The sequence below is a fragment of the Corallococcus sp. CA041A genome (assembly GCF_003612075.1).
GTDB lineage: Bacteria > Myxococcota > Myxococcia > Myxococcales > Myxococcaceae > Corallococcus > Corallococcus exiguus.
The window spans coordinates 24,234-43,324 of the sequence record NZ_RAWF01000019.1; the positions used below are offsets into that span (position 1 = coordinate 24,234).

Annotated in this window: 16 protein-coding genes; 4 read left to right on the forward strand and 12 right to left on the reverse strand. The window is 70.0% G+C overall.

Annotated elements, in window-relative coordinates; genetic code table 11:
- Window positions 1-74: 74 nt before the first annotated feature.
- From D7V77_RS05960 to D7V77_RS05980, 5 genes are all read right to left on the reverse strand, one after another.
- Window positions 75-410 (reverse strand): hypothetical protein, encoded by a 336-nt coding sequence (locus D7V77_RS05960; protein WP_120575299.1) that lies wholly within the window; start codon window positions 408-410, stop codon window positions 75-77.
- A 26-nt stretch (window positions 411-436) separates the two neighbouring features.
- Window positions 437-1,723 carry a TIGR04013 family B12-binding domain/radical SAM domain-containing protein gene (locus tag D7V77_RS05965; protein WP_120575300.1) on the reverse strand — a complete coding sequence of 429 codons (1,287 nt, stop codon included), beginning with the start codon at window positions 1,721-1,723 and terminating at the stop codon, window positions 437-439.
- A 28-nt stretch (window positions 1,724-1,751) separates the two neighbouring features.
- Complete coding sequence (locus D7V77_RS05970) at window positions 1,752-2,666, reverse strand: type VI immunity family protein (RefSeq protein ID WP_169847522.1); 915 nt, start codon at window positions 2,664-2,666, stop codon at window positions 1,752-1,754.
- The gene (locus D7V77_RS05975; RefSeq protein WP_120575301.1) at window positions 2,663-3,475 is read right to left on the reverse strand and encodes a hypothetical protein; all 813 of its coding nucleotides are present in this window, start codon (window positions 3,473-3,475) and stop codon (window positions 2,663-2,665) included. Before D7V77_RS05975 ends, D7V77_RS05970 begins: the two co-directional genes overlap by 4 nt.
- 92 nt (window positions 3,476-3,567) lie before the next feature.
- On the reverse strand, window positions 3,568-4,479 hold the full coding sequence (locus tag D7V77_RS05980) for a heparin lyase I family protein (protein ID WP_233596715.1): 912 nt from the start codon (window positions 4,477-4,479) through the stop codon (window positions 3,568-3,570).
- A 451-nt stretch (window positions 4,480-4,930) separates the two neighbouring features.
- Between D7V77_RS05980 and D7V77_RS05985 the strand changes: the two genes are divergently transcribed.
- Window positions 4,931-5,956 carry an arginine N-succinyltransferase gene (locus D7V77_RS05985; protein ID WP_120575303.1) on the forward strand — a complete coding sequence of 342 codons (1,026 nt, stop codon included), beginning with the start codon at window positions 4,931-4,933 and terminating at the stop codon, window positions 5,954-5,956.
- On the opposite strand, the gene D7V77_RS05990 is transcribed toward D7V77_RS05985, so the two are convergent.
- Window positions 5,940-7,025 carry a lasso peptide biosynthesis protein gene (locus D7V77_RS05990; RefSeq protein WP_120575304.1) on the reverse strand — a complete coding sequence of 362 codons (1,086 nt, stop codon included), beginning with the start codon at window positions 7,023-7,025 and terminating at the stop codon, window positions 5,940-5,942. The genes D7V77_RS05985 and D7V77_RS05990 overlap by 17 nt on opposite strands.
- A 65-nt stretch (window positions 7,026-7,090) precedes the next feature.
- Between D7V77_RS05990 and D7V77_RS05995 the strand changes: the two genes are divergently transcribed.
- A complete protein-coding gene (locus D7V77_RS05995; protein WP_120575305.1) occupies window positions 7,091-10,240 on the forward strand; it encodes an ABC transporter substrate-binding protein in 3,150 nt (1,049 codons plus the stop codon).
- Here the strand turns inward: D7V77_RS05995 and D7V77_RS06000 are convergent.
- The 6 genes from D7V77_RS06000 to D7V77_RS06025 form a co-directional block, all read right to left on the reverse strand.
- The gene (locus D7V77_RS06000; RefSeq protein WP_120575306.1) at window positions 10,237-12,423 is read right to left on the reverse strand and encodes a hypothetical protein; all 2,187 of its coding nucleotides are present in this window, start codon (window positions 12,421-12,423) and stop codon (window positions 10,237-10,239) included. The two genes, D7V77_RS05995 and D7V77_RS06000, sit on opposite strands and share 4 nt — an antisense overlap.
- A gap of 93 nt (window positions 12,424-12,516) precedes the next feature.
- Window positions 12,517-13,140: a DedA family protein gene (locus D7V77_RS06005; protein WP_120575307.1), complete on the reverse strand. Its 624-nt coding sequence runs from the start codon at window positions 13,138-13,140 to the stop codon at window positions 12,517-12,519.
- A 118-nt stretch (window positions 13,141-13,258) separates the two neighbouring features.
- Window positions 13,259-14,329 (reverse strand): radical SAM protein, encoded by a 1,071-nt coding sequence (locus D7V77_RS06010; protein ID WP_120575308.1) that lies wholly within the window; start codon window positions 14,327-14,329, stop codon window positions 13,259-13,261.
- The gene (locus D7V77_RS06015) at window positions 14,326-14,565 is read right to left on the reverse strand and encodes an anti-sigma factor (RefSeq protein ID WP_014399836.1); all 240 of its coding nucleotides are present in this window, start codon (window positions 14,563-14,565) and stop codon (window positions 14,326-14,328) included. The genes D7V77_RS06010 and D7V77_RS06015 overlap by 4 nt, the downstream gene beginning before the upstream one ends.
- A gap of 65 nt (window positions 14,566-14,630) precedes the next feature.
- Window positions 14,631-15,260, reverse strand: a complete 630-nt coding sequence (locus tag D7V77_RS06020) for an RNA polymerase sigma factor (RefSeq protein WP_120575309.1) — start codon at window positions 15,258-15,260, stop codon at window positions 14,631-14,633.
- A 35-nt stretch (window positions 15,261-15,295) separates the two neighbouring features.
- Window positions 15,296-15,880: a DNA-3-methyladenine glycosylase gene (locus D7V77_RS06025; RefSeq protein ID WP_120575319.1), complete on the reverse strand. Its 585-nt coding sequence runs from the start codon at window positions 15,878-15,880 to the stop codon at window positions 15,296-15,298.
- A 313-nt stretch (window positions 15,881-16,193) separates the two neighbouring features.
- Between D7V77_RS06025 and D7V77_RS06030 the strand changes: the two genes are divergently transcribed.
- Both D7V77_RS06030 and D7V77_RS06035 read left to right on the forward strand, forming a co-directional pair.
- Window positions 16,194-17,924, forward strand: coding sequence for a hypothetical protein (locus D7V77_RS06030; protein ID WP_120575310.1), 1,731 nt, complete (start codon window positions 16,194-16,196; stop codon window positions 17,922-17,924).
- Window positions 17,925-18,026: 102 nt separating this feature from the next.
- Window positions 18,027-18,935, forward strand: a complete 909-nt coding sequence (locus D7V77_RS06035) for a hypothetical protein (RefSeq protein WP_120575311.1) — start codon at window positions 18,027-18,029, stop codon at window positions 18,933-18,935.
- Window positions 18,936-19,091: the final 156 nt, after the last annotated feature.

The window sequence follows — 19,091 nt, forward strand, 5'->3', positions numbered from 1 at the left end:
TCCTCCCTTGAGTCCTCAAGGTGGTGACGGAAGCGCCGTACCGGGAGCGGCCGGGCGGACAGGCCTCCCCTTCCTCAGTTGAGGTACTTCGGCTTCGCGGGCGCGGAGGGCGGCTGGGCCTTCATCATCTCCAGGCCCTGGCGGGTGAGGACGAAGCGGACGACGCCGGAGCCGCGCTCGGTCTCGATTTCGGCCTCGAAGGCGGGCCCGGCGATGCCGCCCAGGGACACGTCCTTGCGCAGGTTGTTCACGCGGCCGGAGAGCAGATCGCCGGCCACCTCTCGCGAGCCCTCGCCGCGCGTGTACAGCTCGAAGGCGGCCTCGTGCAGCGTCATGGCCAGCGCCGGGGTGAGGGGCTGGGAGCTGAAGAGCACGGAGATGAGGAGCCAATAGGGCGTCTGTTCAGCCATCGCGGAGAGCAGTGTAGCGCCCGCGGCTAGCGGGCGCGCGGCTGTCTGCGAGCGGCGATGCCTTCCGCGAGCACACCCTGCGCCCTCCAGTGGCCATACAGGCGGCCCTGGGACGCGAGGAAGTCCAGCCGCTGCCGGGTGCGCTCGTCCATGCGGCCGGGGGCCGCGTCGCGGTACGGCGTGCCGGGCAGCGGCATGAAGGTGTGGCCGTGCACACGGGCGCCCAGGTCGGACAACCGCTGCATGAGGTCCAGCGTGGCGTCCACGTCCGCGGGCTCCTCGCCGGGCAGGCCCAGGATGAAGTCCACGTTGGGCACGAAGCCGCCCTCCACCGCGAGCCGCGCGGCGCGCACCACGGTCTCCACGTCGTGGCCGCGCCGGGTGGCCTGGAGGATGCGCTCGGAGCCGGACTGACCGCCGATGATGAGGTTGTCGTTGGCCACGTAGCGCTTGAGCAGCGCCAGGGACTCCGGCGTGACGTGCTCCGGGCGCACCTCCGAGGGGAAGGTGCCGTAGTAGATGCGCCCGTCAGGGGCCATGGCCTCCGTCACGGCGGCGAGCAGTTCCTCCACTGCGGCCAGGTTCACGGTCTCGTTGGGGGTGCCGTAGGACAGGGACGTGGGGGTGATGAAGCGCAGGTCGCGCCGTCCCGCGCGGCGCAGCTCGCGGGCCCATTGGGCGATGTTGGCCACGGTGCGGTGCCGGAAGCGCGCCTTGGACATGAAGGGCGTCTGGCAGAAGCGGCAGGCGTAGATGCAGCCGCGGGTGATTTCGATGGCGCCGAACTTCACGTTCTTCGCGGCGAACGGAGGGAAGTCGTCCAGGCGCACGCCCTCGCCGTGGCCGTGCTGCACGAGCTTGCCGTCCTTGAGGTGCGCGGTGCCGTGCGTGGTGCGTGGGTCCTCGCCCTTGAGGACGCGGGACAGCAGGGCGCGCAGGATGTGTTCGCCCTCGCCCACGGCGACGAGGTCGAAGCCGGCCTGGAGTGTCTGGAGCGTTTCGGCGGTGGCGTGCACCCCGCCCGCGATGCAGAGGACGTCGCGGCCCTCCAGCCGTTCGCGCACCCAGTTCAGCTCCTCCACGGAGGGGCCAAAGCTGGCGGAGTAGAAGGACCACGCGGCGACGACGGTGTCGCCCGCGTCCGCGCGTTCGCGCACGGTGGTCAGCAGGTCCTCGCGGTTGCGAGGGAAGTGCATCGACACGTCCGCGAGCGCGGGGTCCGCCTCCACGGCGCCGGCGAGCACGGTGAAGGCGTACTTGCCGGGGTACTGGTAGCTCAGGACGAGCGAGACCTTGCGAGGCGTCTGCGACATGACGACCGCGGATGATGCCACAGCGCGGTCAGAGGAAGCGGCGCTCCCACTGCCGGACCTCGGCTTCGGGGAAGAGGCCCCATTCGCCCTGGTGCACGTAGAGCCAGGGCTCCAGCACGCGTGCCAGCTCGCGGTACGCGGGCAGTGTGTCACCGGCCTCCAGGTCCCCAGCTTCGGGGACGGGGCCCAGGGACACCACGGCGCGGTCCGGGGACAGGGATTCGACCTTGGTTGAAGGTGAGTGCAACCGGGACCGAAGTGCTTCCGCTCCGCCCAGCTCGTTGAGCACGGGCGGGCCCAGGAAGTTGAGCCACGCGGGGGGGCGGAGCTTCGTGCCCAGGTACAGGGACAGGCTGCCCAACCGGTTCAGGTCGAAGCCGGGGTGACGCCGGGTCACTTCACGCAGGCGCGGCGTAAGGGTCCGGGGCCAGGCGCCCACTTCAAGCGAGAGCCCAGCGTGCCCTGAGCTCCATGGCAGCTCACTCCCCAGGTCGATGGCGAATGAGCGGATCCACTCCGGCCCGCGTTCGTCCAGGAACTCGATGGGCAGCCTGAACTCCAGAGCGCAGGTACTCTCCCGCTCCTCATTCTCGAAGCCAGCCACCGCTTTGCTCCGCCCCTGGTATTTGAAAGCGACGCCGGTCACGGAGTCGGGGCGCTCGATCAGCTCGACCAGTGCAGAGGTTGCCAGCAGCCGCTGCCGGACGACAGCCTCGCCTGCGGCGTCCACCGGCTGCCAGTCCCCCGAGGAGTCCACGTACCAGCCAGGCTGGCGCGGGCTGATGGCCTGACGGTAACGCTCCAGTGCTCGCAACACGGCCGGGGCCATCAACTCGTGGGGCTGCCGCATGTAGAACGCGATGCTGAGCCCCTCCCGCACAAGGGCCACCCACTGGCCGTCGATGTCGATGTCTTCACGAATCCTTGGGACTCGCCCGCTCATGGCGTAACTCCAAAGTTGGGAGACACCAGCTGGGGTGCCCCCTCACTCTTGAGTATCTGCTGATAGATCTCGCCCTGATCCTTTGAAGCGAAGGGGTGCCCGTCAGGATAGGGATCCCATCTAGGAAAGTTGCCTACCGGGCACGGGAACTTGAAGTCGTAGACGGCTTGGACATTCAGCGGGTTCCCCAAGGCGTGCAGCACCACATCCGGCGCGATGGTCCCCGTCAGCAGGAAGAACTGTCCTGCGGCCAGCCAGCGCGCCACCTCCTCCGGATCCAACCAACGCGTCCGGCCCGTCTTCGTATCGCGCAGGTAGCGCGGCTCCAGGCTGAACCGTCCCGCGTCCGTGCCGCCCAGTTCCTGCTGCACGCACGCCAGAGCCGCCTCGTGCTTCGCATTCCCCAATTGCACGGCGCGCGTCATCTCACGGCCGTTCGCGTCCACCACCCTCTCCTCACAGATCGCGCGAGTCGTCCGCCCTCCGGGCCCCAACATCCGTTCGTTCACGTCGAAGTTCGCCCGCTTCGCGCACTCCACCAGCACGCGCTCCACGCGGGCCACCTCCGCCGCTTCCCACAGGCGCATCACCGCCGCGGCCTGACCTGCCCGGGCCGCCGCGCGGGTCAGCCACGGCAGGATGGCGTCCTGTCCCACCTGCGATGCACACGCCGGATTGCGCAGACATCCTGCCGTGGCGGAGTCCACCGCTGTCTGGGAGTAGCTCCGGGGCCTGCGCACCGCCGGGCCCGCGCACGCGGTCCACAGCAGGAGGCAGCACAGCCACCACATCCATCGGGGAGGAGTCATTCCGCGCCTCCTCGCATGGAAGCGCGGGCTCCTTCAACCCACCTCCCGCCCCGGACGCACCGGAGCGGGAGGGACCTTCATCGACCCGCGATTCAGCTCCGGCGACGGCGAGCCCGCATCAGGCCCAGCAGGCCCAGCAGCGAGAACGCGGCCAACGAACCACCGCTCGCGGAGCAGCCGCCGTGGAAGTTGGCGTCGCCCTCGCCCTCGTCCAGCGGAGACGGCTTCACGCCCGTGCCCGTGCCCGCGTCCACCGGAGTGCCCGCGTCCACCACGGGGTCCGGGTCCTGCGGCGAACCCGCGTCCACCACCGGATCCGGATCCACCGGGCTACCCGCGTCGAACACCGGGCCCGGGTCCTGCGGCGAGCCCGCGTCCACCGGCGTGCCCGCGTCCACCACGGGGTCCGGATCCGGCTGCACCACCGGGAACACGTCCGCACGGGTCGTCGCCTGGATCATGCCGTCGTGGTAGACGACGCCCACCGGCTTGATGGTGTCGTCCCGGTACAGGCCCAGCTTCAGGTAGTTGTTCTGGCCAGAGAACATCGTCTTGGCCTGGGTCTTCTTCAGCACCTGGACGCCGTTGTGCCACAGCTCCACGTAGCCCACGGACGCGTCCGGGGACCACTTCACGTGGAAGATGAACTCCTGCCACGCGCCGCGCTTGAGCGCCGTGCTCCACACCGTGCCGCTGTCGTTCAGCGTCAGGCGGATGACCTCGCCCTTCACGAAGAACTCCACCGGCGGCGACCCGCAGCACCCGTCGTGGTGCCACTGCGTGAAGAGCTGCCACGCGTCCACGCTGGGGAAGTCGTTCGCGAACATCACCTTCCAGCGATACCAGTACTCCGAGCCCACCTTCTCGTTGCTCAGATAGACGAGCTCGTTGCGGTTGCCGCTGGAGTTGATGGGATCATCGCCCTGCTTCACCGTGGCCTTGAGCGCGTACTTGCCCTCCGACACCGGGCTCGTCACCACCTGGAGCCGGTCCGAACTCACCATCTGTTCCTTGCTGTATTGGGAACGGTTTCCCGTCTCGAAATCGCCCCGCCAGACGATTTCCGCCGCAGCGAGGCTCGGGAGCAGAACAACCACGAGCCAGAGGTGCAGTGCTTTCAATGCTGAATCCTTGGGGGAGGGGGAAGACTGGGTGCTTTGATGTCAAACTTCGACAAAGGTTGGCAGCAATCATTCCCTGTCTTCATTCCCTCGCCAAACCATTCCCAGACGCCTGACAACACAGCATGCAACCAGGCAGGCCCTCTCCTGGATTGAGACATGTTTCACGTCGGGGGCGGGCCGCCCGTACCCACCGAGCGGACGGCGGAGCGATGTCCTGAACGCAACGCGTCATTGACAGGGGAGCATCCAGGGGGCTGACGGGACGGGGGCGTGGTGTAAGGTCACGGGCCCTTCCGGCGCTCCCTTCCCGGGGCGCTCATCCGTGTGCCCCATGCTCGTACTGCGAGACGTCCAGAAAACCGATTTGCCCGGCCTGAAGCGTCTTGCCGCGGTGCTGAACACGGTCAACCTGCCGAACAACGAAGAGACGCTCGAGGCCATCATCGACAAGTCGGTGAAGAGCTTCGCCGGCAAGGTGAAGGACCCGTTCGAGCGCGAGTACCTCTTCGTGCTGGAGGACGTGCGCAACAGCCTCATCATCGGCACGTCGATGATCATCGCCCAGCACGGCACGTACGACGCGCCACACATCTACTATGAGGTGAGCGAGCGCGAGCACTACTCGGCCTCGCTGGAGCGGCACCTGCGGCACAAGGTGCTGTCCATCGCGTACAACTACGAGGGCCCCACGGAGATTGGCGGCCTGGTGGTGGACCCGCCCTACCGCGCGACGCCGGACAAGCCCGGCAAGCAGCTGTCCTTCGTGCGCTTCCTCTTCATCTCCATGCACCGGCGGCTGTTCCGGCCGCGCGTGCTGGCGGAGCTCCTGCCGCCGCTGCTCCCGGACGGGCGCAGCCTCCTGTGGGAGGCCTGCGGGAAGAAGTTCACCGGGCTCACCTACCTGGAGGCCGACCGGCTGAGCCGCCAGAACAAGGAGTTCATCAAGGAGCTGTTCCCCGCGTCGGACATCTACGCGTCGCTCTTCCCGGACCGCGTGCAGAAGGTGCTGGGCGAAGTGGGCCCGGCCACGCGCGGCGTGCAGCGGATGCTGGAGCGGGTGGGCTTCCGGTACGTGGAGCGCATCGACCCGTTCGACGGCGGACCGCACTTCGAAGCGAATACGGAGGACATCTCCCTGGTGCGCCGCTACCGCACGATGAAGCTGGCGGAAGAGGACTTCGAATTGGTGGGAGACGACGTGCTGGTCGCCGTCGAGCGCGAATCCGGCCGCAACCGCTTCCGCTCCGTGCGCTGCCAGGCCCGGCTGGACAACACCGTCATCCACCTGCCCGCTCGCGCCAAGGAGATCCTGGAAGTGAAGCCCGGCGCGAAGCTGTCCGTCATTCCGTTCGAGTAGCGCGCACCACGCGGAAGTCTCCGCGCAGAAGCGACAGCCAGCGCTCCCCGGCCTCCAGGGCGGGGCCCTCTGGCGGCACCAGCGCCAGCGCCAGGTGCGTGTCCGGGCGCACGGGGTCCAGGGACGTGGGGTCCAACTCCAGCGTCCCGCCGCCCCGCAGCGCCACCCGCACCCAGGCGTGCGGCCGGGCGGGGCCGCCGTCCACCACCAACAGCCCGTGCACCAGCCCCACCCGCTGGCCCTTCTCGCGCGCCAGGGACGCGTAGCGCAGGGCGTGGGCCAGGCAGCCTCCGGCCTCGCCCTCCCCGCCCCGGTTCCAGTCCGCCTCCGAGGGCCCCTTGTCCGGGAAGGCGGCGTGCACCTTCGCGGACAGGGCCCGCGCCGCCGCGGACGTCCACTCCGTCATGCCCTCAAGGCGCCGGGGGACGGCCGGCGCGCGTGGCCCGTCCCTCCGAGCCGGGACGAGCGCCAGGGGCCCCGGGGCGTCTCCCTCCACCGGCAGGCCGTCCGAGAAGAGCTCCGGTGGCGGCTTCAGCCGTTCCCCGGGGGTGGCCCGGGTGAAGCGCGAGTCCCCCAACTCCAGCACCTGGAGCCAGCCCTCCCGGTCATAGGTGGCCCGGAAGGCAACCCCCAGCATCGTGCCCTCGGCGCGCGTTGGGCCGCGGGACGTGACGCAGTGAGGACCGATGCGCGTGGGGGAGGACAGCTCCTCACGGGCCTCCACGCACCCTTCGGGCGGAGGGCCCCGCCATACCCAGAGCGCCTGGGGCATCACGCTGCGCTCCCGGTCGGTATCCGTGATGTGCCCCCTGCCGTCCACGTGGATGACGGCCGAGCGCCCCAGCACGCCCGCACGGCCCGAGCGCAGGTGCAGGTGCTCGCTGTCGTACGTGAAGCTCCCCGGCACCAGCGTCAGGGTGACCGTACCCACCGGCACGCCGCGCCACGCGAAGATGAACCGGGCCCGCGACACCTCCGTGCGGACCGGCGCCGGGTTTCCGGCCTCGGGGCCCGCGCTGGCGGGGTTTACGGGGAGCGCCAGCATGGCGATGGCGATGAGGGCCTTCATGTCTCATGAAGCATGCGTCGAAATTGGGACCGGCGCGAGAAGGCGGGTTAGCGTCCACCCCGTCCATGGGCGCCAAACGATACCTCTTCTCGTTCGGGCTGGTGGCAGCCCTGGTCTCCGCACTCATCCTGGGCTTCGTGTTGTTCTGGGTGACGGGCAAGCCGGATGACACGGCTGGGTGGGCGGTGCTGCTGCTCGGCGTGCCGTTCCTCTGGCTCATCGGCAGCTACCTGTCGTGGTTCCGCTTCGCGGCCATGCGGCGGCGCGAGCGGCGCGACCTGATGTCCCGGCTGGCGGAGGGCGACCTCACCACGCCCATCCACACCGGCTTCGAGGGCCAGGAGGACCTGCGCCGCCTCATCCTGTCCCTGCGCCGGGCCATGTCCCAGGTGCAGCGCGTGACGAGCAACCTGCACCGCACCGGCAACGGCGTGAGCGAGCAGGCCCGCATGCTGCTGGAGGCCGCGCGCCGTCAGGGCGGCGCCGTGGAGCGCACCCTCACCGCCGTGGGCGGCAACGGCACCAGCCTCCAGGTGGCCATCAAGCGCGTGCAGCACATTGAAACCTTCGCGCACGAGACGACGGGCGCCCTGCTGGAGATGACCGAGCGGCTGCACCAGGTGGTGGACGGACTGGAGACCGTCAACGACTTCAGCCAGCGCACCAGCGGCCTCACCCAGGCGATGACGGAGCGGCTGACCCACATCGCCGCGTCGGGCGACGAGCTGGGCCGCTTCGCTTCGGAGGCGGAGGACTTCGTCGCGCTGGTGGAGGGCGGCATCGACGCCGTGCGCCGCCGCGCCACGGAGACCAACAGCATGGCCATCGCCGTCACCGCCACCGCCCAGCGCGGCGAGGCGCTGGTGGGCGACAGCGTGCAGGGCATGTACCGGGTGGAGGAGACGGTGCGCAAGGCGGCCGAGCTGATGGAGATGCTCGGCACGCGGTCGCTGGAGATTGGCCGCATCGTGGACGTCATCCAGGAGATCGCCGACCAGACGAACCTCCTGGCCCTCAACGCCGCCATCATCGCCGCGCAGGCGGGCGAGCACGGCCGTCCCTTCGGCGTGGTGGCCAACGAAATCCGCAGCCTCGCCGAGCGCACCACCCGCTCCACGCGCGAGATTGGCACCATGGTCACCGGCATCCGCGACGCGGTGGAGACCGCCGTGGCGCTGGTGCAGGAGGGCCGCGAGCAGGCCACCGCGGGCGTGGCCCTGGGCGACCGCGCCTCCGAGGCCCTGAGCGAGATCCGCTCCATCACCCAGCGCACCTTCGCCGCCGTGGAGGCCACGGTGATGGAGACGCAGCGGCTGGAGGCGCAGGGCGCCACCGTCGTGGAGGCCAGCAAGCGCGTGGCCCGGCGCGTGGAGGACATCACGCGCATGGCCATTGAGCAGTCCGGCAACGCGCGGGACCTGGTGCGCCAGATTCAGGAGATGTCGCGCGTGGGCCAGAGCGCCGGCCAGAAGGCCGAGGCCCAGGCGCGCACCGGCCGCGACCTGTCCGAAGCGGTGATGCGCCTGAGCGCGGCCATCGAGGAACTTCGCGCCGCGCACCAGGTGCTCACCCGGGGCGACGCGTCCATCCGTGAAGAAGTCGCGCAGGTGCGCGAGGACGCGCGCCGGGTCATCCGCATTGGCGACGGGTTGGACCGCACGGTGGACCAGCTGGGCCACGAGACGGCGAGCCTGGAGGCGGAGGTGTTCCGCTTCCAGCTGCCCCGGGCCCGCGTGGGCGGCACGCTGAGGGTGGGCCTGCATCAGTCGGGCTCGCTGCGCGCGCGGCAGACGGTGGATCCGCTGTTCGCCGTGGAGAACCAGATGGCGGAGCTGACGGCGTGCCTCTTCTCCTGCCTGGTGCGGCTGGAGGACGGCATGCTGGTGCCCGACCTGGCCGAGCGCTGGGACGCGGATCCTTCCGCTCGCCGCTACCGCTTCTACCTGCGCCGGGGCGTCACCTTCCACGACGGCGCCCTGCTCACCGCGCAGGACGTGAAGCGCCACCTGGAGCGGCTGATGGATCCGGCGCTGCGCTCGCCAGACCGCAGCCTGCTGGAGGACGTGGAGGGCGCGCGCGAGTACGCCAGCGGAATGGCTCGCGAGGTGACGGGCATCGAGGTCCTGGACGAAGGCACGCTGGAGATTCGCCTGCGCGAGCCCAAGGCGTTCTTCCTCCAGCTCATGGCGCTGACCGCCACGGCGGTGGCGAAGCTGGACCCGACGGGGAAGCTGGTGGGCACGGGGCCGTTCCGCGTCGTGGGCATGCAGGCGGACCGGATGGTGCTGGAGCGCAACGCCACCTACTGGCGCGGCGGGCTTCCGCTGCTGGACCGGTTGGAGTTCGTCCTCACGGAGACGCGTCCGCAGGCGGTGCGGCAGTTGTTGGACGGGCAGGTGGACCTCGTGTCGTTCCTGCACGTGGAGCACACGGAGGCGCATGGGCTGGACGCGCATCAGGTGGTGACCAGCACCACGCCCTCCACGGCGTTCCTGGGCCTCAACCTGAACGAGGCGCCGTACAACGACGTGCGCGTGCGGCGGGCGCTGCGCGCGGGCATGGACATCCCGAGCGTGGTGGAGCAGTTCCACCCGGGCGCGCGCGCGGCCCGCACCTTCACGCCGCCGGAGCTGCTGGACGGGGCACAGGAGCTGGGGCCCACGCCGGTGCCGGACCTGACGCTGGCGGAGCGCCTCCTGCGCGAAGCGGGCGTGCGGCGGTTGCAGCTCACCCTGCACCACGCGGTGGGCCGCGACACGTCCGCCGAGGACGCGGTGCTCTTCCGTCCGCTGATCCAGGCGGGGCTGCTGGAGCTGCGCCACGAGCAGATGCCGCCGGAGGAGTACCTGGCGCGCCTGCGCGAGGGGAAGGTCCCGGCGTTCCGCACGCTGTGGCTGGCGGACTTCCCGGACCCCGACGCCTTCCTGCACTTCCTGCTCAACTCCAGCGCGCAGACGGTGTACCCGCTGGGCTACCGCAACCCGGAGCTGGACCGGCTCACGGCGGAGGCGCGCGTGTCCATCGACCCGGAGCTGCGCTCGCAGCTCTACAAGCGCGCGGAGATGCTGGCGCGCGAGGACTGCCCGCTCATCCCGCTGTACCACGACCGCACGCACGCGGTGGCGGTGGCCTCCGTGCAGAACCTGCGGCTGCACCAGACACCGCCGCAGGTGCGCTTCGAGGACCTCTGGGTGGACCCGGCCGCGGGCGGTTAGGGCACGGCGCGGCGTGTGCCTGCGGGGCTGCCATTGCGCTGGGGCCAGCCTCGGGATTCGGCGCGTCCGCCGAGAGGATAGGACTCCAGCATCCAGACGCCGTCACGGCGCAGGGCCACGTGCAGCAGGTCTCCGGCGAACACCGCGCCCGCCACCTCCACGCGGCCTGGCAGCGAGCACTGATTGAGCTTGTCGCCGAAGGCGATCCATTCGAGCCACGCCTGGCGCTGACCGTTCGGCAGCTCCGCGTCCGCGAGCACGCCCACGGTGTTCTGATCCAGCAGCGCGGCTTCGTGGAATGCACCAGGCAGCAGCGGCGAGGGCAACACGTCCACCTCCGAGAGGAACTGGCCGTCGTCGGAGCTGAAGGAGCGCAGCACCGTGCGCAGCTCCGCGCCGGTGCAGGGAGTTCCGTCCGTGTGGTCGCACGCGAACGCGAACGCATGCCCGGTCGCGCCTCCGGGGGACATGAGCACGGGCTCGGCCAGGGGCGACAGCGTGCGTGTGCCCGCGTCCCAATCCAGCGCGGTGAGCACACCTCCATCCGTGTCCACGAAGGCCTGCGTCCCCACGAGCAACCGTCCCGATGCGAGCGCCAGTGACGACGCTCCACCTGGGACACTTGCATCGAGCGGTTCGAGGCTCAGTGATGCGATGCCTCCGTCCTCGAGCGCATCACCGAACGCCATGGGTGTCCCGCCGTCCGTGACCGGAGCAGCCGGTGCCTGGTCCGTGAAGGCCAGTCGTCCATCCCACGGCGTGTAGAGGTATGCGCCGCGCGCGTCGTCCACGGCGAGCCTCGCCGCTCCGCCTCCGTCCTCCTCCGGCCCCATCGCCAGCGGCATGCCCGCGTCCACGCTCAGCAACACCAGCCGGGAGCGCAGTGGAGCCGTGCCCGCGTCGTCACTCCACGTGACGTACGTCAGCACGTCTCCTTCCTTCGTGAGCGCCACCCTTCCCGCTCCCGTTGTGCCGGGCACGACCTCCGGGGTTCCTCCATCCAGCGCCGCATCGGCGAACGCCAGCGACGTGCGCCAGCGCAGCTCGCCCACGCCTCGCGGCGCGTATGCCTCCAGCGCTTCCGGCGCGAGCACCACCACGCCCGCGTCCGACGCCGCGAGCAGCGTCCTCGCACCCCCGTCCTCATAGGGCGACTCGTAGCGCAGCAGTCCGCTCTCCGTGTACGCGGCAAGCCAGCAGCCCGCGTCCTCACCGCACACCGACGCGTAGACCGTCCCATCGTCCACCAGCAGCACCGGTCCGCCGTCCTCCGCGACGGGCATCCCGCCCAGCTCCGCGCTGAAGATGGACTCCAGGTCTCCCGCGTCCGGGCGCATGCACTCGCCCGCGCTGCATTTGCCTTCATCCTGGCATGGCGTGGCCGGCGCGCAGACGAAGCCGTCCGGCGGCGTCACCGACCGGCATGTGCCGCCAAGGCAGACCCGCGCCGCCTTGCAGCTCACCGCGCCGCAGGGGCTGAAGTCCGCCACGTCCACCTCCTTGCAGCCCGAGTTGCGGTCGCACACGCCCACCTTGCAGGGGTTGCTCGGCACCGGGCACGCGACGTTCGCCGTCACGCAGCCCTGCGTTGGCGAACAACTGTCCACCGTGCACGGGTTGTCGTCATTGCACGTGCGCGGCTGCCCCACGCAGACGCCCGCCTGGCAGCGGCCGTTCTCCTGACAGCGGCTGCTGGGGATGCATGACGCTCCGTCCGCCTGCGGGGACTCGATGCACAGGCCGGAGTCCAGGTCGAAGCGCGAGTCATGGCACTCGCTCCGCGGGATGCACGCCAGCGGACGCACGCCCACGCCGGTGAGCTTCACCTTCGCCGTGGTGCGCCCCGCGGTGAGCACCAGCTCCCCCTCCACCGGCGTGCTGCCCGCGGAGAACAGGATGTCCACCGTGCCCGTGCCGCTGCCCGCCACGACAATCTGGGACACGACGACGAAGAAGGGCGCGTCCGTCACCGCGTCCACCGTGACGCCCGCGCGGCCGGTGGCCACCAGCGTCAGTGAACGGCGCACCTGCGTGCCCTCCAGCACCCGGCCGAAGTCCACGACCTCGACCTGCGGCCGGAAGCTGGCGCTCGCACCGCCCACGTTGGGGTCGTCGCCACAGCGGCAGCCTCCCACCAGGGCGAGCAACAGGAGCAGCCACCAGCGAGCACGGATGCGGGACATGCCCCCGACTCAACCGCGCCACCCCGGGCCCGCGCAACGTGCGCCCCACCCTGGCGGGTCGTCCCCGCACATTTTCATGCCCGACCGGGCTCGCTACGGTTCCACGGCCGACTCACGCCGTCGCGTCAGCGCCCGCACACCGAACGCCAGCGCCGCCACCACGAGCAGCCCGATGACCGCGTACTGGTAGCGCGACACCAGCACCGTCAGCCGCTCCAGGTTGCCGCCCACCGCCATGCCCAGCGCCAGGATGAGTCCGCTGTGCGCCAGCGCGGAGATGGAGCCCAGCACCAGCGCGTTGAAGCGCGGCATGCGCGCCGCTCCCGCCGCGATGAAGATGACGCCCCGGATGCCCGGCAGGAACCGGTTCACCAGCAGCAGCCACGGCCCCGCGTGCCGCATCCGCGCCTGCACCTGCTCCAGCCGCGCGTGCGTGAGCCCGAAGAAGGAGCGCCCCGGCTGCTCCTCGAAGCGCTTCGCCAGCCACTGGCCCACCGCGTAGTTGATGAACGCGCCCACCACGCTGCCCGCCGTCACCACCGCGAGCACCAGCCACCAGGGCTTCACCCCGCGCACGGCGTAGACGCCGCCCATGAGCACGATGGTGTCCCCGGGGAACGGCGGCACCACGTACTCCAGCATCGCCGCCACGCCGAGCACCAGGAACCCGAACGGCCCCAGCGCCCCAATCAGCTTGTCGACGTGCTCGATCCACATCCGTGCGGTGCCCTCCAGACCCGGAAGCCCTCCGCGCGAGACTTAAGTCGTCTCCCCTCCCGGCGGAACCCGTGGTCTCCACCAGCCGCGCGGCGGTGAACATGCGCGGAAGCGGACGTCAGGCCTGCCGGGGCGAAGCCGCGGGCGTCGGCAGCACCGTGCCGCCGTACTGGCTCGCCGCCAGCGTGCCGCACGCCGCGCCAATCTCCTTGCCACCCGAATAGCGCCGCGCGATGGGCGCCTTCAGAATCTGCAGGTGGTCCCGGAACGCGCTCAACTCCTCCGCCGTGGGCGGCAGGTACTTGCCCGTCGGATCCGTCACGTCGATGAGGTCCACCTTGATGGGGATGCCCTCGAACGCCGCCTTCAGCGCCTCCGCGTCCTCGCGCTCCAGGTTGAAGCCCTGGATGGCCACGTAGGCAATCATCGCCCGCTCGCGCCGCGCCTCGCTGTACTCGCGGATGGCTTGAATCAACTCCGGCAGCGGGTGCGTCTTCTCGATGGGGAGCACCTTCGCGCGCTTCTCCGGGATGGCGCTCGTCACGCTGAACGCCAGGCGGAACGGGTGCCCTTCCTTCGTGTAGCGGCGAATCGCGGGCACGTGCCCCGCCGTGGAGAACGTGATGGCCGTGCCGGAGATGGAGAACCCCGCCGGGTGCGACAGGATCTGCGCCGCGCGGATGGTCTCCTTGTAGTTCAGCAGCGGCTCGCCCATCCCCATGAACACCACGCCGCCCACGCGCCGGTCCGCCTCCGCGCGCACCTGCATCACCTGATCCAGGATCTCCCAGGTCTGGAGATTCCGCTGGAAGCCCAGCTTGCCCGTCATGCAGAAGTCGCACGCCAGCGCACAGCCCACCTGGCTGGACACACAGACGACGTACTTCTCCTCGAAGATGGGGATGCGCACCGCCTCGATGCGGCCGCCCAGCGGCGACTCGAAGAGGTACTTCACGAAGCCGTCTTCCGCCTGCCGCCGCTCGACAACCTTGAGGGACGGCATCTCCGCCTGGGCGCGGAGCAGGTCCGCGACCCTGCGCGGCACCTGGGGCGCCAGCGCGACGGCATCCACCGTGGGACGGGCGTGGGCGAAGACGCCCGCGAACACCTTGCGCACCGCGGTCGCGGACGGCTGGGCCGGCGCGAGCGCTGCTTCCAGCTCCGGCAGCGACAGTTGTTTCAGGTTCACGAGCAGGACTTGATCTTCGAGCGCAGGAACTCGGTCAGCTTCGCTGACACTTCCCGAGGCATCTTCAGCGCCATGGCGCGCTTGCACAGGCCGGGAGTCGCCCGATAGGTGCTGAGGAATTCCTCGCAGGGCTTACAGCCCGACAGGTGCTCCTGCAGGTGCCGCGCCTCCTCCTCGGGCATTTCGCCCTCAAGGAACTCAAGCAGGAGGTTGATGGAATCTTTGCAGGTATACATCCGAACCTCGGCTGGCTGCGGCTCCCCTCGTTCCTGTTCGAAGATGCCGAGGCGCCCTGGGGGTTTCACACCCCGCGATTGTCCCGGTTGTAGAACAGGTCGATGGCTTCTCGCAGCGCGAGCCGTGCCCGGTGCAGGCGGCTCTTGATGGCGGGGATGGAATCCCCCGTCACCTCTGCGATCTGTTCGTAGCTGAGGCCATCCACGTCTTTCAAGAGGAAGACTTCCCGGTAGCCCTCCGGCAACCGGTCGGCCGCCTGCTGGATGGCCTGCCCCAGCTCCGCGTCCAGCGCCTTCTCCTCGGCGTCCCGGCTCCAGTCCGAGACGGGGTAGTCCGCCAGGGTCCCCCGCTCCGTGAACTCAGGGGTCTGGAGCTCGGACTCGGCCGCCTGGGCCACCCGCCGGTGACGCAGGCGCATGAGGGCGTGGTTGGCCGCGATGCGGTGCACCCAGGACCCGAAGGCCGCCTCGCCCCGGAAGTCCTTCAGGTGTTGGTAGGCGGACAGGAAGGTGTCCTGGGTGATTTCCGCCGCGTCCGCTTCCGAGCGCGTCATCCGCAGCGCCAGGCCGTACACCCGGTCCTGGTGCAGGCCCACCAGGGCCTCGAAGGCGGACACGTCACCGTCCTGGGCCCGCATCAGGAGCCGCCGGTCTTCTTCCTGCCGGTCTTCTTCCTGGGGAGCCTCGTGGGACATGACGTTTCCCACCCAACCAGTCGAAAGGTTCCGCGTCAAGGCCGACGGCGAGGCCGCCGGGAGACGAAGCGGCTGACGTGTCCACTGTCCCGGTCCCACAGCCGGAAGGGTTCAGCGGCCCACGCCCCGGCGTACTCCACGCCAATACGAGGCCCCCGCTCCACCCGCGCGTCCGGAACCGGGGTCCCCAGCGACAGGTACAGCCCCTCCGAGTCCAGCGTGAGGCCGTTGTGGTTCAGGTTCAGCCCCATCACCCGGCACAGCTTTCCCGGCCCGTCCGTCCGCTCGCCGGGCGGGATGCCCTCCACCGGCTCCACACCCCGCACCAGCACCGCCGCGGCCACCCCGGGCGCGTCCGTCACCACGTTGAAGCAGTGGTGCATTCCATAGATGAGGTAGACGTACGAGCGCCCCGCCGGCCCGAACATCACCTCCGTGCGCGGCGTGCGGCCCTTGGACGAATGACACGCCAGGTCGTGCTCGCCCAGGTAGGCCTCCACCTCCACGATGCGGCCCACGCGCCGGCCCCGGACGCCGTCCACCACCAGCAGGGTGCCCAGCAGGTCGCGCGCTACCTCCAGGGTGGGCCGCGCGTAGAAGGACAGAGGAAGGGGGCTCATGGGCGAGGGGCTTGTCCGGGCGCGGAGGATGATGGCGGAAGGCCTCATGCACAACCCTCCGAAGGGGCTGGTTTCCTTCCGCCGGCCCTGTGCGGATCCAGGCCCGACTGTTGCGTTTCAAACCATCCCTGAAGTACGAATCCACCGACACGCTCAGCGAAACGGGGAGCCATCCCCCTCGCGGGCATCGGGCCTTGGAGAGGGGCGAGCCAGTCCTGGAAGCGCGCCAAGCCACCCGACCCATCGGGCGTCCCCGGCCGCTTCCTGCTCCCTGGGGATACCGCCCCCCCACCGCAAAGGACTCCCCGCAACCATGAAACAGGCGAACCTCCTCCTCGCGACCCTCCTCTCGCTAGGCTTCGGCGACGCGCTCGCGGCGACGCCGGCCCCCAAGGTCGAACCCGCCGCTCCAGCGGAGGCCGTGCCCTCCGGCGCGCCGACCTGGTGCGACGGCGTGACGGAGAAGCTCTCCTCCACGCCCGACTCCCTCGAGCTGGCGTCGGGGTACTTCAACGGGATGACGCTGGGGGAGATGCGCGACCTGGTGCTCTACAGCTGCGAGAGCCCTGGCGACGAAGGGCGCCGCGCGTGGGTCCAGGCGGTGCGGCAGAGCCTGAGCAACCAGCATGGCCTCACGCTCGCCGACAACGAGCGGCTGATGAAGCTGGCCGCGAAGACGTATGGACAGGGCGGGCGCTACCAGGCGCCCAGCATGAATGACAACCCCGTCTGCCAGAAGCTGGCCCCCATCACGACCGGCCCCGAGAACCTGCGCCTGATTCGCTCGCTCGAGCGCATCGGCGTGGGCTGCGGCGACTGGAACACGCAGGAGAATCGCTCGGTGCTCGGCTCGCAGCATCGCCGCGAGGAGCCCGCGGTCTGGGTGGTTGACTACGAGGGTGGCTTCGACAGCGAGCTCGCGAAGGCCGTCTTCGTGAAGTCCCAGATGACCAACTTCCGCGCCCTGGGCGAGTCCACGCGAAAGGACCTGCGCTACTACCGCAACTGGGTCAACGCGTCCGGCGTCACCCTGGATGACGCGGCGTTCCGGCGGCAGCTCGCGGCCATGGACCTGCCCGAGGAGGCGGAGATGCGGGCGGTGCTGACCTTCCGCGGCGCCATGGCGGAGTTCGCGGAGCGCCAGCGCTTCATCGAGGACGCCGCGAAGAAGGACAAGGCGGTGGCCGCCATGTTCTTCAAGGGCCCCGAGGCCGCCCGCGCGCAGTGGGCCAAGGAGGCCGCCGCGAACAAGGCCGTCTTCGAGTCGGTGCTGGCCCTGGAGGCGAAGCGGACGGACACGCCCGGAGGGATGACCGGCTGCGCCAGTCAATTGTTCCCGGCCTTCCAGGGGTGGGCGCGAGACCACGCCAAGGCGAACCCCTCCACCTCCGTGCAGGAGATGACGATGGGGGGCTATCTCGGCTCCTCGCTCGCGTACGGCCTCACCCTGTGTGGCCTCAACGACAAGGAGGCGCCCGTGATGGAGCGGGTCTTCGAGTACTACCTGAGTCGGACCCTGGTGCAGCGCGGTCCCATCTCCGCCTCGGTCCAGGGCATGGTCAATGGCGCCAACGAGAGCCGCGGCACGAGCGGCCTCACGGACCTGGCGAGCCCCGCCGTGCAGCTCCCGAGCCTGGGGATGAGCGTGCACACCGAGGACTCGCCGATGGACCCGACCCGGCTGCCCAGCGGCGTCGTGGCGAAGGTGACGCCCAAGGGAAACCAGGTGCTCATCACGTTCAAGAAGGAGACGCGCAAGGAGCCGGTGTACGAGTGCTTCGACACGAAGGAGATCTGGTACGTCACGCCCGGAGGCAACGTGCGGTACCGGAGGGCCTGCAAGAAGGTGAGTGATCAGACGGTGACCGGGGCTCCCGCGCCGCTCACCGTGCCGCGCTTCGCGGCCGGGGGCATCAAGCCGGGCAACCTGATGCGGTTCTGGAAGTACACCAACGGCGAGAGCGCAGGCAGCGGCTGGCCGGTGGAGGTGTTCGCCGACGGCAGCCGCAAGCGCCGGGTGAACCTGCTCGGCGCACAGCTCTGAGGCGTTCGCGCCACCCCGTCCTGAGTCCCTGGCGGGGTGGTGCTTCGAGCAGTACCGCGAGGTGGACAGAGCCCCCAGGAGACGAGCAGAGGAGCCCCCTCCATGACCGAAGAGACCGACTCCACGCCCAACGGTGTCCCTCCCGCCTGCACGCCGAAGGAGGCGCCGCTGTTCGTTGGCCCGGAGGGTGTGTTCGGGCTCTTCGCCGGGTACTTCCCGTTCCTGTACGGCCTCGTCCCCCTCATCGGCCTGCTCGAAGGGAACGTGAGCGCCGGGGAGCTCGCCCTGGGCTGCGTCGCGCTCGGGGTCGGCGGGTACGGCATCGTCTGGGATCGCAAACGGGTCCGTCGTTCGAAGCGATTGCGCGCCGCCATCGACGCCGCCATCCCGGACGAAGACCGCATCGCGGAGGACCAGGTTCTGCCCACGCTCGCCCGCGCCTTCTCGGGGGCTGTCGTGCCAGCGACGCCGCAAGGCCTGATGGACTCGCTCCGAAATCCGGAACAGGGGCGCGCGCCCGAGCGCCACGAGCGAGTGTGCGTCACCAGGGATGGCGTCGAGCTCACCATCTACTTCAAGAGCTTCCAGGCCTCATCCGGCGAGTTCGATGACCGGGGGCCTGGGATGATTCATCTCCTGGCCTACTGGCGGGTCCAGGCCCGGGTCGCGACGGAAGTGGAGTTCCGCCTGTCGCCGCGCGAGATGGCGGAACCGTTCTCCTTTCGCTGGGACCCGGTCTGGGAGCCCGGCCCGCGAACGTTCGAGGCGCTCTTCCAAGTCGAGGACCCCTCGGGATGGGTGCGGACGCAGCTCCCCGCGGAGGTCCGCGCGCTGCTGCTCCAACGAACGGCGTTCGTCGTGCGGTGCACCCACGGCCGCGTGGAGTGCATGTGGCCCCAGACCGTCGTCGGCGTGACGCGCTCCCGCTTCGAGGACGCCGCGCGCATCGTCTCCATGATTGCGCGCCAGTTGGGGGCCGACACGGCCAGCCAGCGCGACGTGGGGACATGACACACCCGGTCACGCCCCAGCGAGTCCGGGGCGGGGCTCACGGCAGGGGGGGGACGCCGCCGAGGTCGGCCTGGACTTCGCCCCCCTTCCGAAAGGCGCCGCGCCCCGTCCAACTTTCACCAGACAACCTCCGCGAGCCAGACAAGCAGGCACGGG

Coding starts and splice junctions, on each gene's coding strand:
- D7V77_RS05990 (WP_120575304.1), bottom strand. CDS start 7,025: ATGAAGGCCCTCATCGCCATCGCCATGCTGGCGCTCCCCGTAAACCCC.
- D7V77_RS06005 (WP_120575307.1), bottom strand. CDS start 13,140: ATGTGGATCGAGCACGTCGACAAGCTGATTGGGGCGCTGGGGCCGTTC.
- D7V77_RS05975 (WP_120575301.1), bottom strand. CDS start 3,475: ATGACTCCTCCCCGATGGATGTGGTGGCTGTGCTGCCTCCTGCTGTGG.
- D7V77_RS05970 (WP_169847522.1), bottom strand. CDS start 2,666: ATGAGCGGGCGAGTCCCAAGGATTCGTGAAGACATCGACATCGACGGC.
- D7V77_RS06015 (WP_014399836.1), bottom strand. CDS start 14,565: ATGTATACCTGCAAAGATTCCATCAACCTCCTGCTTGAGTTCCTTGAG.
- D7V77_RS05995 (WP_120575305.1), top strand. CDS start 7,091: ATGGGCGCCAAACGATACCTCTTCTCGTTCGGGCTGGTGGCAGCCCTG.
- D7V77_RS05960 (WP_120575299.1), bottom strand. CDS start 410: ATGGCTGAACAGACGCCCTATTGGCTCCTCATCTCCGTGCTCTTCAGC.
- D7V77_RS05965 (WP_120575300.1), bottom strand. CDS start 1,723: ATGTCGCAGACGCCTCGCAAGGTCTCGCTCGTCCTGAGCTACCAGTAC.
- D7V77_RS06025 (WP_120575319.1), bottom strand. CDS start 15,880: ATGAGCCCCCTTCCTCTGTCCTTCTACGCGCGGCCCACCCTGGAGGTA.
- D7V77_RS06000 (WP_120575306.1), bottom strand. CDS start 12,423: ATGTCCCGCATCCGTGCTCGCTGGTGGCTGCTCCTGTTGCTCGCCCTG.
- D7V77_RS06030 (WP_120575310.1), top strand. CDS start 16,194: ATGAAACAGGCGAACCTCCTCCTCGCGACCCTCCTCTCGCTAGGCTTC.
- D7V77_RS05980 (WP_233596715.1), bottom strand. CDS start 4,479: ATGGTGAGTTCGGACCGGCTCCAGGTGGTGACGAGCCCGGTGTCGGAG.
- D7V77_RS06035 (WP_120575311.1), top strand. CDS start 18,027: ATGACCGAAGAGACCGACTCCACGCCCAACGGTGTCCCTCCCGCCTGC.
- D7V77_RS05985 (WP_120575303.1), top strand. CDS start 4,931: ATGCTCGTACTGCGAGACGTCCAGAAAACCGATTTGCCCGGCCTGAAG.
- D7V77_RS06020 (WP_120575309.1), bottom strand. CDS start 15,260: ATGTCCCACGAGGCTCCCCAGGAAGAAGACCGGCAGGAAGAAGACCGG.